Genomic DNA, 17,141 nt, shown 5'->3' on the forward strand with positions numbered 1-17,141 from the left:
GTCTCAGTCCCTCTTACTTCGCAGCCGCGGGGATACCGGTGACCTTGATCGCCGTGTACTGCTGGCGGTGACCCTGGCGACGGCGGTAGCCGGTCTTGTTCTTGTAGCGCAGGATGTCGATCTTGGCGCCCTTGTGGTGGTCCACGACCTCGGCCGTGACCTTGATGCCGGCCAGGACCCACGGGTCGCTGGTCACGGCTTCGCCGTCGACAACGAGCAGGGTCGAGAGCTCGACCGTGTCGCCAACCTTGGCAGTGGAAATCTTGTCAACCTCAACGATGTCGCCGACAGCAACCTTGTGCTGGCGACCACCGCTGCGCACGATGGCGTACACGCGGATCTCTCTCTCACTCGGGACGGATGCTCCTGAAGCCAGCCGCTCAGACGGGCCGGGGCCCGTACTGATCCGGAATGGACGAGCGGCCTCTCCCGCACGACGCTTGCGCGTACGGACCGGGAGGAAGGTGCTCAGGAGCGCGGCGCGCGCCGTACGGATTCGTACAGGACACGCCGACGGTCTAGGTTACGGGGCCGGTTCCAGGGGGTCAAACCGGGTCCCGCGGGGCCGTGGGCCCCGCCTTGCGGCGGGTCCCACGGTCGCGGACGGATCAGGCTTCGGCCGGAGCCGAGACGGAGGGCGGCGTCTGCTGCTCGGCCGCCGCGGTCTTCTTCGTCGCCCGCTTCGTCGCGGTCTTCTTGGTCGTGGCCGCCTTCTTGGCCACGGTCTTCTTGGCCGCCGTCGCCTTCTTGGCGGTGGTGGCCTTCTTCGCCGCGGCCGCCTTCTTGGCCGGAGCCTTGCGGGCGGCCTTCTTGGCGGGTGCGGCCTCCTCGGCGGGGGCCTCCTCGGCGGGGGCCGCGACCTCGGTCACCGGGGCCTCGACGACCACCACGGCGGCCTCCACCGCGCCCGCCGGGGAACCGGCCGGTGCGGTGGCCTTGCGGGTGGCACGGCGGCGCGGACGGGCCGGCGCGGCCTCGGGGGCCTCTGCGACGGCCTCGGGCTCGGCCACCACGGCGGCCGGCTCGGGCTCGGGCTCCACGACCGGCTCGGGCTCCGTTGCGACGACCGGCTCCGGGGCCGCCTCGGCCGCGGGGGCCGGGGCACCCGCCGGGGCAGTGGCCTTGCGGGTCGCCCGACGACGGGTACGGCCCTTCGGCGCGGCCTCCTCGACGGGGGCGGCCTCGACCGTCTCCGCGGCCTCCACGGCCTCGGCGACGACCTCTCCGACCGGCTCCAGGACGGTGTCGGCCGGCTCGGTGACCGGCTCGTCCTCGACGACGGGCGCCGGGGCCGGGGCGGCGGGAGCCTGGGCGGCCGCGCCGCGCGGGGCGCCCGCCGGAGCGGTCGCCTTGCGGGTGGCGCGGCGGCGGTTGCGGCGGCCGCTCAGACCCGCGGCGGCCTCCGCCTCGGCCGGGCTGCTGTACAGCTCCTCGTCCACGACGAACTCCGGCTCGGGCAGCGCGCGCGGCGCCGCGACCTCGGCGGCCAGTTCCTCGACGGTCTCGAACTCGGCCTCGACCGTCTCGACCTCGTGGTCGTGCTGGTCGAACTCGGCCTTGCCGCCGCGCCGCTTCGAGCGCTTGCCGTTGCCGCCGCCGATCGCGGTCGGCGTCTCCATGTGCACGATGACGCCGCGGCCGTTGCAGTGGACGCAGGTCTCGGAGAAGGACTCCAGCAGACCCTGGCCCACCCGCTTGCGGGTCATCTGGACCAGGCCCAGCGAGGTGACCTCGGCGACCTGGTGCTTGGTGCGGTCGCGGCCCAGGCACTCCAGCATGCGCCGCAGCACGAGGTCGCGGTTCGACTCCAGGACCATGTCGATGAAGTCGATGACGACGATGCCGCCCAGGTCGCGCAGCCGCAGCTGGCGCACGATCTCCTCGGCCGCCTCCAGGTTGTTCCTGGTGACGGTCTCCTCGAGGTTGCCGCCCTGACCGGTGAACTTGCCGGTGTTGACGTCGATGACGATCATCGCCTCGGTCTTGTCGATCACGAGGGAGCCGCCCGAGGGCAGCCACACCTTGCGGTCGAGCGCCTTGGCGAGCTGCTCGTCGATCCGGTACGTCGCGAAGACGTCGACCTCGGAGGTCCAGCGGGACAGCCGGTCGGCCAGGTCCGGGGCGACGTGGTTCACGTAGCCGTGGATGGTCTCCCAGGCGCTGTCACCGCTGACGATGACCTTCGAGAAGTCCTCGTTGAAGATGTCGCGCACGACGCGGACGGTCATGTCCGGCTCGCCGTACAGCAGGCTCGGCGAAGAGGTCGAGATCTGCTTCGACTTCTTCTGGATCTCCTCCCACTGCCCCTGCAGGCGCTCGACGTCGCGGCGCAGCTCGTCCTCGCTCGCGCCCTCGGCGGCGGTGCGCACGATGACGCCCGCGTCCTCGGGGACGATCTTCTTGAGGATGGTCTTCAGACGGGCGCGCTCGGTGTCGGGCAGCTTGCGGCTGATACCGGTCATCGAGCCCTCGGGCACGTAGACCAGGTAGCGGCCCGGCAGCGAGACCTGGCTGGTCAGGCGGGCGCCCTTGTGGCCGATCGGGTCCTTGGTGACCTGCACCAGGACCGACTGGCCGGACTTCAGGGCGGACTCGATGCGGCGCGGCCCGTTGGCCATGCCGAGCGCCTCGAAGTTGACCTCGCCAGCGTACAGGACGGCGTTGCGGCCCTTGCCGATGTCGATGAAGGCGGCCTCCATGGACGGCAGCACGTTCTGGACCTTGCCCAGGTAGACGTTGCCGACGTACGAGGTGGCCTCTTCCTTGTTGACGTAGTGCTCGACGAGCACGTTGTCCTCGAGGACGCCGATCTGCGTGCGGTCGCCGTTCTGGCGGACGACCATCACGCGCTCGACGGCCTCGCGGCGGGCCAGGAACTCGGCCTCGGTGATGATCGGGACGCGGCGGCGGCCCTGCTCGCGGCCTTCGCGGCGGCGCTGCTTCTTCGCCTCCAGGCGGGTCGAGCCCTTGATGGACTGGACCTCGTCGGAGGAGGTGGACTCGCCGCGCTCGCGGGCCGGACGCGGCTCGCGGACCTTGACGACGGTGCGTACGCCGTCCTCCTCGCCCGCCTCGGCGGACTCGGCGGCGGTGTCCCCGCTGCGGCGGCGACGGCGCCGGCGACGGCGGCTGGAGCTGGAGCCCAGCGCCTCGGCCTCCTCGCCCTCGTCCTCTTCGTCCTCGTCGGACTCCTGCTCGGCGGCCGGGGCCTCGGCCTCCTCCTCGGCGGCCTCGTCGAGCTCGGCGGCCTCGCCGCGGCGGCGACGGCGGCCGCCCCGACGGCGGCGGCGGGACGGGCGCTCGCCCGACTCGTCGGCCTCGTCGAACTCGGCGCCCTCTTCGAGCGTCGCGGTCTCCTCGAGCTCGGCGGCCTCGGCCTCGGGCTCCTCCTCGGCGAGCACCTCGGGGAGGGAGACCGGCGCGCTCTCGGCGGCGGCGCCGCGGCCACGGCGACGGCGGCGGCCGGCCGGCTGCGGGGCGGGGGTCTCCACGACCTCGGCCTCGACCTCGACCTCGGTCTCGTCCTCCTCCTCCGCTTCCTCGGCCCGTACGGCGGCGGCAGCGGCCGCGGCGGCCATGGCGGCGGTCTCGGGGGTCTGGAACATCGGCTCGGCGAACACCGGGGCCTGGAACACGGCCACGGCGGGACGCGCGGCGCGGCGGGCGCGGGCCGGGGCGGCGGGCGCCTCGGTCTCGGCGGCGGGCTGCGGCGCGGCGGCGGCCGGGGCGGCGGAGCGGGTGGCGCGGCGGCGGCCGCCGCGCTTCGGGGAGTCCACGGCGTCGGCGACGGTCACGGCGCGGGCGGCGGCCCTGGGGGCCTCCTCCGCGGCGGGCTCCTCCTCGGCGACGGGGGCCTCGGCCGGAGCGGCCGGGGCTGCTACGGCGCGGGTGGCGCGGCGGCGGGCACGCGGGGCGGGAGCGGCGGGCTCCTCCTCCGCGACGGCCGCGGCAGCGGCCGGGGCCTCGGCGACCGGGGCCTCCACGACCTGCGCGGCCTCGGCGGCCGGGGCGGTCACGGCGCGGGTGGCGCGGCGGCGGGCACGCGGGGCCGGAGCGGCGGGCTCCTCCTCCGCGACGGCGGCCGGAGCGGCCGGGGCCTCGGCCACGACGGCCTCGACGGCCGGGGTCTCGGGAGCGGCCACGGCGCGGGTGGCGCGGCGGCGGGCACGCGGGGCGGGAGCGGCCGGAGCCTCGTCCTCCACCGCGGGAGCGGCCTCGGCGGCCGGAGCCTCGGGGGCGGCCACGGCGCGGGTGGCACGGCGGCGGGCACGCGGGGCCGGAGCGGCGGGCTCCTCCTCCGCGACGGCGGCCGGGGCGGCCGGTGCCTCGGCCACGGCGGCCTCGGCGGCCGGGGTCTCGGGAGCGGCGACAGCGCGGGTGGCGCGGCGGCGGGCACGCGGGGCGGGAGCGGCCGGGGCGGCCTCTTCCACGGGGGCGGCCGGGGCGGCCTCGGTCACCGGGGTCGTCTCCGCGGCGGTGGCACCGGGCGGGCCGGCGGGCCGGGACGCGGCGCGGCGACGCCTGCGCGGGGGCAGGTTGTCGCTCGGGCCGTTGGTGTCGGTGGTGTCGTTCTCGTTGTTGGGCATTGCGGGCGGTTCTCCCGTCACGCTCCCGGGCGCCGCGGCTGACTTCCGGTCCGGCACGGTGCCGCGCGATGAGCGCGGAACCGGCCTCCGGGGCGCGTTCGCCACACGGGAGCTGTAGTCCGTGGCCGCCGGTTCCGTACGTGTTGTCCGTACGGCCTGGCGGAAGTCTTCAGGTCTGTGCGCGGCCCGACCCAGGTGGCTCCCGAGTGCCAGGGCTGCGCGACGACGACGATCCCTACGCGGCGGGACCTTCCGGCGCCTTCGCGTCGGCGGCTACGGCAGCCGTGGGTGGGGCGGCCGTGTCAGCCTCGCGGTCGGGCGCGAGCGGGTCGGTCACCGTGCCGGACTCCTCGTCGAAGAGCCCCTGCGCCAGCCTGGTCACCGCTGAGGGGACCGGCGGCGCCAGGTCGGCCACAGCTCGGAGACCGGACAGGACGTCGTCGGGTCGCACGGCAGGTGTCAAATGCCGAACAACCAGGCGCAGTATCGCACAGGCATTGTCCAGGGGCCTATCAGCCGGGGCAGGAACTGCCTCGAGGCTGACTACAGCCCCGCGCGTATCGAAGGTCCGCATGCCGTTCTTGGTCCGTCGCTGCACCTCCACGGTCTCGGCGGCCAGGAAGGCCGCCACCGCGCGCTCGGCCTCGGCGGGCTCCACGCCGTCCAGGCGCAGCTCCCACACCGAGGCCGTGAGGCGGTCCGCGAGGCCCGAGGTGCGGGCCTCCACGGCGTCGATGATGTCGAGCCCGGCCGGCATCGACTCGTCGAGGAGCTCGCGGAGCTGCTCGGGGTCGCGGGGCGCGGCCAGGGCGATCTCCAGGTACTCCGCCTCGCTGCCGGTCCCGGTCGGGGCGGCGTTGGCGTACGAGACGCGGGGGTGCGGGGTGAAGCCGGCCGAGTACGCCATGGGCACCTCGGCGCGGCGCAGGGCCCGCTCGAAGGCTCGCTGGAAGTCACGGTGGCTGGTGAACCGGAGGCGGCCGCGCTTGGTGTAGCGCAGTCGGATGCGCTGCACCACGGGTGCGGGAGGCGGGCCTTCGGGCTGTCGCTTGCCCAGTGGTTCTTCTCCTTGTGCGGGGCTCCGCGTCTCGCGCGTCGCCCTGAGCGTCTGGGGGCCTGCGGGCCGCGCCCTGCCTCCGGCTCACCCCTGCTGTTCGCGCAGGGAGATCTCGGGGGCGGGCGTGTTGCCCGCGGCTGTCTTACTACCCAGAGTACGCGCCCGTGACCTCGCCGGTTCCCGGGGAGGAGTACCGAAGAGCGCCTGCCGGACCCCGGCCCGTGCGTCCCGGACGGCGCTGCGGGCGGTGTGCCACACCTCGCCCGCAGCGGTTCGGGAGGTACGCCACACCAGGCGTGCCGCGCTGCGGGAGGTGCGCCACACCTCGCGGACCAGATGTCCGGCGGGCGTGGCCACCTGCCGGTAGACCCAGGCCGAGGGGCGGGCGACGCAGCCGCGCCAGAGCCGGAGGAGCCCGCGCCCCAGGGCGCGGCTGACCCGCCCGGCGAGCCGCCAGGTGGAGGCGGCGAAGTGGCCCAGCGGCGTCAGGACGTGGCGGTACAGGCCCCGGGCGAGCCGGGCGGCGCCGTGTCCGAGCGGGGCCAGCAGGTACCGGTGGGCGCCGGTCGCGGCCGGGACGAGCACGTACCGCCACAGCGCCGCCCACGGCCAGACGAACACGGCGGCGAGGGCGCGCGGCAGGAACCACACCAGGGCGTGCCCGGCCGGGGTGAGGACGTACCGGTAGAGCGCGCGGACCAGCCAGTCGGCGCCCCGGGCCGGCGGCACGAGCAGGTACCGCCACACCGCGCCGACCGTCCACACCACGGCCGCGCCCGCCGGCTTCAGCAGGTACCGCCAGACGGCGTTCACCGCCCAGACGACGCCCGCGCCCGCCGGCTTCAACAGGTACCGGACCAAGGCCAGGACCACCCAGGCGAGCCCTTGGCCGGCCGGCCGCAGCAGGTAGCGGTACAGCGCGGCTCCGCCGGGGACGAGCAGGTGCCGCCAAAGAGCCGCCCAGGGCCACACGAACAGCGCCTTGGCCAGCCACCCCAGCGCGACCGCGGTTCCCCGCGCCAGCAGGGCGACCCCCTGACCGAGCGGTACCAGGACCCAGCGCCACAGGGCGCCCCCGGCCGGGGCGAGCGCGTACCGCCACAGCCCGGCCCAGGGCCAGTAGAAGACGGCCAGGGCCGCCCACTCCAGCACCAGCCCGGCCCCCCGCGCCAGCCAGGCGAGCGCGTGGCCGACGGGAGCCAGCAGGTACCGGCGCAGCCAGGCGCAGGCGCGGCCCACCGCGTCCCCCGCCGGGCGCAGGGCGCGGCGGTACACGGCGCGCGCCCCGAGCGCGAGCAGGTCCCAGACCACCCGCACGGGCAGCACGACCACCACGGCCAGGATCCGCACCGGTATCCGGACCACCGCGTACACACACCCCTGCCCCGCGGGCGGTGGTGGCTCGTGCCTGCCGTGCTTTTCCAGGTCCATGCCCTTGACGACGCACGGCGGGCCCCGGCCGTTGCACGAAAGGGGCCGCCCCCGACCCGAAGCGCCCCCCGCCGTGTCCGGCGGGGGGCGCTTCCAGGGCTCGGCTCGGCCCGTGGTCACTTCACGACCGACAGCGGGAGCAGCTTCTTGCCCGTGGGGCCGATCTGGATGCTGGTGTCCATCTGCGGGCAGACGCCGCAGTCGAAGCACGGGGTCCAGCGGCAGTCCTCGACCTCGGTCTCGTCGAGGGCGTCCTGCCAGTCCTCCCAGAGCCAGTCCTTGTCGAGGCCGGAGTCCAGGTGGTCCCAGGGCAGCACTTCCTCGTACGTCCGCTCGCGGGTCGTGTACCAGGCCACGTCCACGCCGTAGGCGGGCAGCGTCTTCTCGGCCGCCTCCATCCAGCGGTCGTAGCTGAAGTACTCGCGCCAGCCGTCGAAGCGGCCGCCCGACTCGTACACGGCGCGGATGACGTCGCCGATGCGGCGGTCGCCGCGGGAGAGCAGGCCCTCGACAATGCCCGGCTTGCCGTCGTGGTAGCGGAAGCCGATGGAGCGGCCGTACTTCTTGTCGGCGCGGATCTTGTCGCGGAGCTTGCCCAGGCGGGCGTCCGTCTCCTCGGCGGACAGCTGAGGCGCCCACTGGAAGGGGGTGTGCGGCTTGGGCACGAACCCGCCGATGGACACGGTGCAGCGGATGTCGTTCTGGCCGGAGACCTCGCGGCCCTTGGCGATGACGTTGACCGCCATGTCGCCGATCTGGAGGACGTCCTCGTCGGTCTCGGTGGGCAGGCCGCACATGAAGTACAGCTTCACCTGGCGCCAGCCGTTGCCGTAGGCGGTGGCGACGGTCCGGATCAGGTCCTCTTCGGAGACCATCTTGTTGATGACCTTGCGCATGCGCTCGGAGCCGCCCTCGGGGGCGAAGGTCAGACCGGAGCGGCGCCCGTTGCGGGTCAGCTCGTTGGCCAGGTCCACGTTGAAGGCGTCCACGCGGGTCGACGGCAGGGACAGGCCCACCTTGTCGTCCGTGTAGCGGTCCGCGAGGCCCTTGGCGATGTCGGCGATCTCGGTGTGGTCCGCCGAGGAGAGGGAGAGCAGGCCGACCTCTTCGAAGCCGGTCGCCTTGAGGCCCTTCTCCACCATTTCGCCGATGCCGGTGATGCTTCGCTCCCGCACGGGGCGCGTGATCATGCCGGCCTGGCAGAAACGGCAGCCGCGGGTGCAGCCGCGGAAGATCTCCACGGACATGCGCTCGTGGACGGTCTCGGCGAGCGGGACCAGGGGCTGCTTGGGGTAGGGCCACTCGTCGAGGTCCATGACCGTGTGCTTGGACACCCGCCACGGCACGCCGGAGCGGTTGGGCACGACACGGCCGATACGGCCGTCCGGCAGGTACTCGACGTCGTAGAAGCCCGGCACGTAGACGTTGCCGGTCTTCGCGAGGCGCAGCAGGACCTCCTCGCGCCCGCCCGGCCGCCCCTCGGCCTTCCAGGTGCGGATGATCTCGGTCATGTCGAGGACGGCCTGCTCGCCGTCGCCGATGACGGCGCAGTCGATGAACTCCGCGATCGGCTCGGGGTTGAAGGCCGCGTGGCCGCCCGCGAGGACGATCGGGTGGTCGACCGTGCGGTTCCTGGCCTCGAGCGGGATGCCCGCGAGGTCCAGGGCCGTCAGCATGTTCGTGTAGCCGAGCTCCGTGGAGAAGGACAGGCCGAACACGTCGAAGGCCGAGACGGGGCGGTGGCTGTCCACGGTGAACTGGGGCACCTGGTGCTCGCGCATCAGTGCCTCGAGGTCCGGCCACACGCTGTAGGTGCGCTCCGCGAGCACGCCCTCGCGCTCGTTGAGCACCTCGTACAGAATCATGACGCCCTGATTGGGCAGCCCGACCTCGTACGCGTCCGGGTACATGAGAGCCCAGCGGACGTCACAGCTCTCCCACTCCTTGACCGTGGAGTTGAGCTCACCGCCGACGTACTGGATGGGCTTCTGCACGTGGGGAAGAAGAGCCTCAAGCTGAGGGAAGACCGACTCGGTCATCACGCGACTTTCGTGAAGCGGGCAGGGGGCAGCTCTCAAGCGTACCTCCAGGCTCGGCCGCCCCCACCCACATGATCATTCCAGGGCCTCCCGCAGCCCCGGCTCGGAGGTCTTCGCCCAGATGTCCGGAAGTTCCCGCTCGCCCCGCTCGGCCAGGGCTTCCTCGCGGGCGTAGAGCACGCCCCAGGTGAAGGAGGGCTCGCCCGCGGCCGCCGCCTGGGTGCCGAGGCCGCGCAGGGCCTCGCGGGCGACCACGCTGTCCTGGTGCTCCCCGAGCAGGGTCTGCACCTGTTGCACCGCCTTGGCCAGGCGTTTCGCCGGTTTGCCGACGGCGGGGGTGGCGGCCTCCGCCGCGTAGCGGGCGCGCTTGGCGGCCTTGCGGGCCTCGTGCAGGGCCAGGTCGCGTTTCCCGCCCGGCTCCATGGCGAGCGCGGCCTCGACCCGGCCGGCGAGGCGCTCGTAGTCGCGCAGCACCGCCTTGGGCAGGACGCGCTCCGCCCGCCCGCCGGCGGCCTTGCGCAGCGGCGGCTCGGCCAGCAGGGCGTCGAGGGAGTCCAGCAGGGCGAGGTAGCGCGCGCTGTCGAGCACGGCCAGCGCCCGGCGGCGCGATCCGGACCGGCGGGAGTTGTTCCAGGTGCGCAGGCGGCCGCGGACCGGGCCGACCAGCAGGGTGCGCGGCAGCTCCTCCAGGTGGGTCTGGATCCGCTCGAGCAGGACCTCCTGGTCGCGGTCGACGCCGAGTTCGGCGGCGAGGTGGCGCAGTTCCTCGCCGATCGGGTCGGTGACGTCCTGGTCCAGCACCTTGCGGTAGGTCTTCAAGGCGCTGCGCAGGCGCCGGGTCGCGACGCGCATCTGGTGGACGGAGTCCGGCAGGGCGCGCCGGACGGCGGGGTCCAGGGCGACCAGGGCGTCGCGCTGTTCGCGCAGGTACGCGAGCACGTACGCGCCCGCCGTGCCGTCGCCGGGATCCGCCGGGGGCAGGGCCCGGGGCCCGGCGCCGGCCGCCGCCGCGGCCCCGCCTCCGGCCGCCGCCTCCGACTCCGCCGCGGTCTCGGTGAGGGCCCGGGCGAGTTTGGACGGGGCGTCGGACACCCGGAGCCCCGCCTTGCGGAAGGCCTTCTCGACCGCGTCCAGCAGGCTGGGATCGATCCCGTCGGCCAGTTCCACCTCGACCTCGGTCCAGGCGGCGGTGGCCTCGCCGCGCTCCGCCCGGACCGTGTCGGTGCTCAGTTCCGCGAGGAGGGCTCCGTCGGCGTCCAGGAGGTGGCTGACCTTGCGCGAGGAGAGCAGCCTGACCTGCGGCTCCAGCGCGTCGCCGCGCACCCGGGAGCGCAGCAGGGCGGCCAGCTGGACCGGGACGGTGTCGCTGAGGTCGGCGCCGATCTCGTCGCGCACGCCCGGGGAGACGGGCAGTTTCAGGTGCCAGCCGGCGTCGGCGCCACCGGTTCTGCGCCGCAAAGTGAGGCCGTCGGCGGCGAGCCGGTGGTCGGGGGTGTCGTAGTAGACGGCGTCCAGGTCGACCGTGCCCTGGTCGTGGACGGCCGCGATCGCGGCCGTGCCCGCCAGGTCCGGCACCCCGCGCCGGGCCGCCGACGCCTTAGTGAACTCGAATTTCCGCTCGATCTCGCGTTTCGTGTCCGCCATAGACCGAACTTAGTACTGAACGGATCACGACGGCAGGGTGAACGGAGGATCAGGCCGGGGTTCAGGCCGACAACGGCCGTTGCACCTTGATCGACTGGAGTAGCCCGATGGCCACCCACACGGCGAACATCGACGAGCCGCCGTACGAGACGAACGGCAGCGGGAGCCCGGCGACCGGCATGATCCCGAGGGTCATCCCGATGTTCTCGAAGGACTGGAAGGCGAACCAGGCGATGATCCCGGCGCACACGATCGTCCCGTAGAGCTCGGTGGTCTCACGGGCGATCATGCAGGCCCGCCAGAGCACCACGCCCAGCAGCAGCAGGATCAGCCCGGCCCCGACGAAGCCCAGCTCCTCCCCCGCCACCGTGAAGACGAAGTCGGTCTGCTGCTCCGGTACGAACTGGCCGGTGGTCTGCGAGCCCTTGAAGAGCCCGGAGCCGGTCAGCCCGCCGGAGCCGATCGCGATGCGCGCCTGGTTGGTGTTGTAGCCGACGCCGGCGGGGTCGAGTTCGGGGTTGGCGAAGGCCGCGAAGCGGTTGATCTGGTACTCGTCGAGGACGCCGAGCTGCCATATCAGGACGGCCCCGCCGGCGCCGGCGCCGATCAGGCCCAGCACCCAGCGGTTGGAGGCGCCGGAGGCCAGCAGCACGCCGAGCACGATGACGACCATGACCATCACGGAGCCGAGGTCGGGCATCAGCATGACGATGCCCATGGGGGCGGCCGCCAGGCACAGGGCCTTGACGACCGTGCGGTGGTCGGGATGGGTGAGGTCGCCCGCGTCCACCCGGGCCGCCAGCAGCATCGCCATGACCAGGATAATCGTGATCTTCACGAACTCGGAGGGCTGGAGGGAGAACCCGCCGCCGATCACGATCCACGCGTGGGCGCCGTTGATGGTGGCGCCGAGCGGGGTGAGCACCGCGATGATCAGCAGCAGCGAGATCCCGTACAGGACCGGCACCGCGCCGCGCAGGGTGCGGTGGCCGAGCCAGATGGTGCCGATCATCAGCACCAGGCCGATGCCGGTGTTCAGGGCGTGCCGGGCCAGGAAGTAGTACGGGTCCCCCTGGTTCAGGGAGGTCCGGTTGCGGGTCGCCGACCACACCAGCAGGGCGCCGATGAAGGACAGCGCCAGCGAGGACAGGAGGATCGGCCAGTCGAGCCGGCGCACCACCGAGTCGCGGGCGGTGAGCTTGGCCATCGCTCCGCGCTCGGGCGCGTACCGGGAGACGGAGAACTTGTTGGCGGTCTGCATGTCGGTTTCGGTCCTCAGTCGTGCTGCGCGGGGCGCTGGGCGGGCGGGCCGGCGAGCGCGGGCGGCGCCAGCTCCTCCGGGGACGGCGGCACGTAGGGCCGGATCTCGGGGGAGTCGATGGAGCCGTCGGGGTGGATCCTGGGCAGTTTCGTCTCGGGCCGGAGCAGCAGGGCCTTCTTCACGTCCTGCTTGCCGGCCATGTCGAGGCCGTAGATGGCGTTGTAGATGTTGCGGACGGCGGGGCCGGAGGCCCCGGAGCCGGTGCCGCCCTGGGAGATGGTCATGACGATCGTGAAGTCGTCGGTGTAGGTGGCCAGCCACGAGGTGGTCTGCTTGCCGTAGACCTGGGCGGTGCCGGTCTTGGCCCGCATCGGGATCTTGTCCAGCGGCCAGCCGCCGAACCGCCAGGCGGCGGTGCCGCCGGGCTCGACGACCATGCGCAGGCCCCTGTCGAGGTCCTTGACGGTCTGGGCGTCGATCGGCAGCCTTCCGTGGGCCCTCGGCTTGATCATCTGGACGTGCTTGCCGTCGGGGCTGACCACGGCCTTGCCGACCGTGGGGTCGAACAGGGTGCCCCCGTTGCTGATGGCGGAGTAGGCGGTGGCCATCTGGATGGGGGTCACGAGCACGTCGCCCTGCCCGATGGCGAAGTTGATGCTGTCGAACGCCTTCAGCTGGTTGCCCTCGAGACAGCTCTCGTAGGCGATCTGCTCGACGTAGGTGCCGCCCTTCTTGCCCTGCTTGCACCAGGAGTCCTTGTTGGCCGCCCAGAAGCTCTTCTTCCACCGGCGGTCGGGGATGCGGCCGGTGACCTCGTTCGGCAGGTCGATCCCGGTCTCGGAGCCCAGCCCGAACTCGCGGGCGGTCCGGTAGAACCAGTCGTGGGCGTCCTTCTTGGGGCTCAGGCCCCCGTCGCGCTGCCACTCCTTGTGCCCGAGGGCGTAGAAGACCGTGTTGCAGGAGAACTTGAGGGCCTCGCCGAGGCTGATGGGGCCGTGCCCCTTGGACTCGAAGTTCGCGAAGCTGCGGCCGCCGAGGCTGTAGGAGCTGCTGCAGTTGTACTTGCTGTCGAAGGGGTAGCCGGCCCGGACGGCGGCGCTCGCCGACACCACCTTGAAGATGGAGCCCGCGGGGGCCTGGCCCTGGATGGCCCGGTTGAGCAGCGGGTAGTTGGACTTCTTGCTGGTGAGCCGGGCGTAGTCCTTGGCGGAGATGCCGCCGACCCAGGCGTTGGGGTCGTAGTCCGGCTGGGAGGCCATCGCGACGACGCGGCCGGTCTTGGCCTCCATGACGACGACGGCGCCCGCGTCGGCCTCGTACTTGCGGCCGGTGATCTTGTCGGTCTCCTGGCGGACGGTCTTCATCGCCTGCTGGAGCTCGTACTCGGCGACGGACTGGACCCGGGCGTCGATGCTGGTGATCAGGGTGGATCCGGGCACGCCCGGGTCGGACTCGGTCTGGTGCATGACGCGGCCGAGGTTGTCGACCTCGTAGGAGGTGACCATCGCCTTGCCGCGCAGCTGCTTGTCGTAGGTGCGCTCGATGCCGGAGCGGCCGACCTGGTCGGACCGCAGGTGCGGCGAGTCGGTGTCCTTGGCCTTCTGGATCTCCTCGTCCGTGACCGGCGAGAGGTAGCCGAGCACCTGCGAGGTGCGTGCCCCGCCGGGGGCCGGGTAGCGCCGGACGGCGGTGGGCTCCGCGGTGATGCCGGGGAATTCCTCGGGGCGTTCGCGCAGTTGCAGCGCCTGCTGCGTACTGGCTTCGAGGGTGATCGGGATCGGCTGGTACGGAGAGCCGTTCCAGCAGGGCTTCGGGGTCTGGGAGTCGCAGAGGCGGACCTTGTCCATGACCTCCTTGGGGCTCATGCCGAGGACGTCGGCGAGGCGGGTCATGACGCCCTTGCCCTTGTCCTTCATCTTCATCAGCGCCGTGCGGCTGGCGGACACGACCAGGCGGGTCTCGTTGTCGGCGAGCGGGACGCCGCGGGCGTCGAGGACGGGCCCGCGCACCGCGGGCCGCACGACCCGCTGCACGTGGTTGCTCTTCGCCTCGTGGTAGTACTCCTCGCCGTTGCGGACCTGGAGGTACCACAGGCGCCCGCCGAGGGTGACCAGCATCGAGAGGATGAGCACCTGCATGATGACGAGCCGGATCTGCACACGGGAGGTGCGGCCGGTCTCCGGAACATTGGTCACGTCGGCTCCTCCCTCACAGCTTTTTGACGCTCTTCACGCCCTTGACGCCCTTGACGCCCTTTATGCGGACGGCCTTGTTGGCGCGGACGCGGGCGGTCTTGAGCCGCAGGCCGCCGCGCTGGCTGCCGATGCGCAGGCCGGTGCCGCCGGCCAGCCAGCCGGAGGACACGTCCTTGCCCTGCGGCGGTCCGCCGCCGGCCTCGACGGCCATCGGGTCGTTCTCGGCCCGCCGGGCCAGCGCCATGATGAACGGCACGGTGAAGGGCGCGAGCAGCAGGTCGTAGAGGGTGGCGGTGAACAGCAGCCCGGTCAGGCCCACGTGGCGGGCGGCGGTGTCGCCGACGAGGGCGCCCACGCCCGCGTACAGCAGGGTGGAGCCGATCGCCGCGGCGACGACGGTGAGCATGGGGCCCCAGGCGGAGCGGAACCGTCCGTTGTCGGGGCGCGCCAGCCCGGCCAGGTAGCCGATGACGCACAGGACGAGTGCGTACCGTCCGGCGGCGTGGTCGGCGGGGGGTGCCAGGTCGGCGAGCAGGCCGGCGGAGAAGCCGATGAGGGCGCCGCTGACGTGCCCGTACACGAGTGCGAGGGCGACGACGGTGAGCAGCAGCAGGTCGGGTACGGCGCCGGGCAGTTGGAGCCGGCCCAGGACGGTGACCTGCACGACGAGGGCGACCACGACCAGCGTGGCCGAGAGCAGGATCCGGTTGAAGCGCATGGTCGGTCTGCTCCTACTCGTCGGCCGGCTTGCTGGGCGCGCCGGCGGTCGCGGACGGGGTGACCGTGACGGTGACCGTCGGGATGGGCTTGGGGGCCTCGGGCTTGGGCGGCAGGACGGCGTCGCGCGGGTCCTCGCGCGGCGGCATCACCACGACGCCGACGATGTCCAGGCGGGAGAAGCCGACGAACGGCCGCACCCAGACGGTGCGGGTGAGGTCGCCGCGGGCGGCGTCGACCTTGACGACCTCGCCGATCGGCACGCCGGGCACGAAGGGCTTGTTGCCGTGCGAGCCGAAGGTGACGAGGCGGTCTCCGGGGCCGATCTTGGCCTTGCCGTTGAGCATCTGGACGGACAGGGCGCGGTCGCCCTGGCCTGTGGCGAAGCCGAGTTCGCCGGTCTTCTCCAGCCGGGTGCCGACGGTGAAGTCGGGGTCGTTGGCGAGGACGACGGTGGCGGTGTCGGGGCCGACGGTGGTGACCCGGCCGACGAGCCCGTCCCCGTTGAGGACGGTCATGTCGCGCTCGATTCCGTCCTTGCTGCCGGCGTCGATGGTGACGGTCCAGGAGAAGCCCTGGGCCGCTCCTATGGCGATGACCTCGGCGCCCTTGATGCCGTACTGCCCGGCGCCGGCCCGCTTGAGCATCTCGTCCAGCTCGTGGATGCGGCTGCGGGTCTGCTCGTCGCTGCCGAGCTTGGCCTTCAGCGCCGCGTTCTCGCGCTCCAGCACGGCGATCCGGTTGTGGCGCTCGCCGGAGTCCCGTACGGCCCCTATGGCGTTGGCGACCGGGTCCACGGCGGTGGCCACGCCCTCCTCGACCGGGCCGAAGACCGCTGCGGCGGCCTGCCGGGCACCGTCGACCGGCGACTCCTCGCCTGCCCTGATGTCCACCGTGATCAATGCGAACGCGATGGCGATCAGAAGCACCAGGAGCAGCCGGCTTTCTCGTGTGTCCCTCACGTGCGGCGGCCGTGCCTTCCTCGTCGGAATGTTGTTTTGCCTGTATATCAACGATCCGCCGCACGGGCCCGGTAGCACCCGTACGGCGGATCCTTGTGTTCCGCATGGTCCCTCCGGCGCGGAGGGGTGTGGGTCAGCGACGGGGCTGCGCGTCCAGGACCTGCTGCAGGGCCTCGAACTCCTCGACGCACTTGCCGGAGCCGAGCGCGACGGAGTCGAGCGGGTCTTCCGCGATGTGGATGGGCATGCCGGTCTCGCGCCGCAGCCGCTCGTCGAGGCCGCGCAGCAGCGCTCCGCCGCCGGTCAGGACGATGCCGCGGTCCATGATGTCGCCGGAGAGCTCCGGCGGGCACTTGTCGAGGGTGGTCTTGACGGCGTCGACGATGGCGTTGACCGGCTCCTCGATGGCCTTGCGGACCTCGGCGGCCGAGATGACGACCGTCTTGGGCAGCCCGGAGACCAGGTCGCGGCCGCGGATCTCGGTGTGCTCGTCCTTGTCGAGGTCGTACGCCGACCCGATCGTGATCTTGATCTGCTCGGCGGTGCGCTCGCCGAGGAGGAGCGAGTACTCCTTCTTGATGTGCTGGATGATCGCGTTGTCGAGCTCGTCGCCGGCCACCCGGATGGACTGTGCCGTGACGATTCCGCCGAGGGAGATGACGGCGACCTCGGTGGTGCCGCCGCCGATGTCCACGACCATGTTGCCGGTGGCCTCGTGGACGGGCAGGCCCGCGCCGATGGCGGCGGCCATGGGCTCTTCGATGATGTGCACCTGGCGGGCGCCGGCCTGCGTGGACGCCTCGATGACGGCGCGTCGCTCCACTCCGGTGATGCCGGAGGGCACGCACACCACGACGCGCGGGCGGGCCAGGTAGCGGCGTTTGTGGATCTTGAGGATGAAGTACCGGAGCATACGCTCGGTGATCTCGAAGTCGGCGATGACGCCGTCCTTGAGGGGCCTTACGGCGACGATGTTGCCGGGCGTGCGCCCGATCATCTTCTTCGCCTCGGAGCCGACCGCCAGAATGCCGCCGGTGTTCGTGTTGATGGCGACCACGGACGGCTCGTTCAGGACGATCCCCCGGCCCCTCACGTACACCAGCGTGTTGGCGGTCCCGAGGTCGATCGCCATGTCACGGCCGATGAACGACATGTTGTTCCCCTTGTTCCCCATGAGGAGCGTCTGGCCTTCCAGTTGATAGCGGCTGCTGTCAGGTCGGCGAGGTGGGTGTGTGGGTGGAGGCCCCAT

At 72.6% G+C, this 17,141-nt stretch carries 11 protein-coding genes; all 11 read right to left on the minus strand.

Annotation, left to right across the window (positions count from 1 at the left end; translation table 11 throughout):
• Positions 1-13: 13 nt before the first annotated feature.
• Entirely contained in the window at positions 14-334 is a 321-nt protein-coding gene (rplU, locus tag BGK67_RS13130; RefSeq protein WP_030013082.1) for a 50S ribosomal protein L21, read from the minus strand.
• A gap of 274 nt (positions 335-608) precedes the next feature.
• Positions 609-4,586, minus strand: coding sequence for an Rne/Rng family ribonuclease (locus tag BGK67_RS13135; RefSeq protein ID WP_069920266.1), 3,978 nt, complete (start codon positions 4,584-4,586; stop codon positions 609-611).
• 235 nt (positions 4,587-4,821) lie between these two features.
• A complete protein-coding gene (locus BGK67_RS13140; RefSeq protein WP_069923826.1) occupies positions 4,822-5,601 on the minus strand; it encodes a TIGR03936 family radical SAM-associated protein in 780 nt (259 codons plus the stop codon).
• 126 nt (positions 5,602-5,727) lie between these two features.
• Complete coding sequence (locus BGK67_RS13145; RefSeq protein WP_079154157.1) at positions 5,728-7,074, minus strand: hypothetical protein; 1,347 nt, start codon at positions 7,072-7,074, stop codon at positions 5,728-5,730.
• 116 nt (positions 7,075-7,190) lie between these two features.
• On the minus strand, positions 7,191-9,116 hold the full coding sequence (locus BGK67_RS13150; RefSeq protein ID WP_208948693.1) for a TIGR03960 family B12-binding radical SAM protein: 1,926 nt from the start codon (positions 9,114-9,116) through the stop codon (positions 7,191-7,193).
• 72 nt (positions 9,117-9,188) lie between these two features.
• Positions 9,189-10,757: a CYTH and CHAD domain-containing protein gene (locus BGK67_RS13155; protein ID WP_069920269.1), complete on the minus strand. Its 1,569-nt coding sequence runs from the start codon at positions 10,755-10,757 to the stop codon at positions 9,189-9,191.
• Positions 10,758-10,818: 61 nt separating this feature from the next.
• Positions 10,819-12,018: a rod shape-determining protein RodA gene (gene rodA / locus BGK67_RS13160; RefSeq protein ID WP_069920270.1), complete on the minus strand. Its 1,200-nt coding sequence runs from the start codon at positions 12,016-12,018 to the stop codon at positions 10,819-10,821.
• A 14-nt stretch (positions 12,019-12,032) separates the two neighbouring features.
• On the minus strand, positions 12,033-14,213 hold the full coding sequence (gene mrdA, locus BGK67_RS13165; protein ID WP_069920271.1) for a penicillin-binding protein 2: 2,181 nt from the start codon (positions 14,211-14,213) through the stop codon (positions 12,033-12,035).
• 13 nt (positions 14,214-14,226) lie between these two features.
• Positions 14,227-14,931: a rod shape-determining protein MreD gene (mreD, locus tag BGK67_RS13170; RefSeq protein ID WP_069920272.1), complete on the minus strand. Its 705-nt coding sequence runs from the start codon at positions 14,929-14,931 to the stop codon at positions 14,227-14,229.
• 13 nt (positions 14,932-14,944) lie between these two features.
• Complete coding sequence (gene mreC, locus BGK67_RS13175; RefSeq protein WP_069920273.1) at positions 14,945-15,892, minus strand: rod shape-determining protein MreC; 948 nt, start codon at positions 15,890-15,892, stop codon at positions 14,945-14,947.
• 133 nt (positions 15,893-16,025) lie between these two features.
• On the minus strand, positions 16,026-17,045 hold the full coding sequence (locus BGK67_RS13180) for a rod shape-determining protein (protein ID WP_069923827.1): 1,020 nt from the start codon (positions 17,043-17,045) through the stop codon (positions 16,026-16,028).
• Positions 17,046-17,141 lie beyond the last annotated feature (96 nt).

The organism is Streptomyces subrutilus (genome assembly GCF_001746425.1).
Classification (GTDB): Bacteria; Actinomycetota; Actinomycetes; order Streptomycetales; family Streptomycetaceae; genus Streptomyces; species Streptomyces subrutilus_A.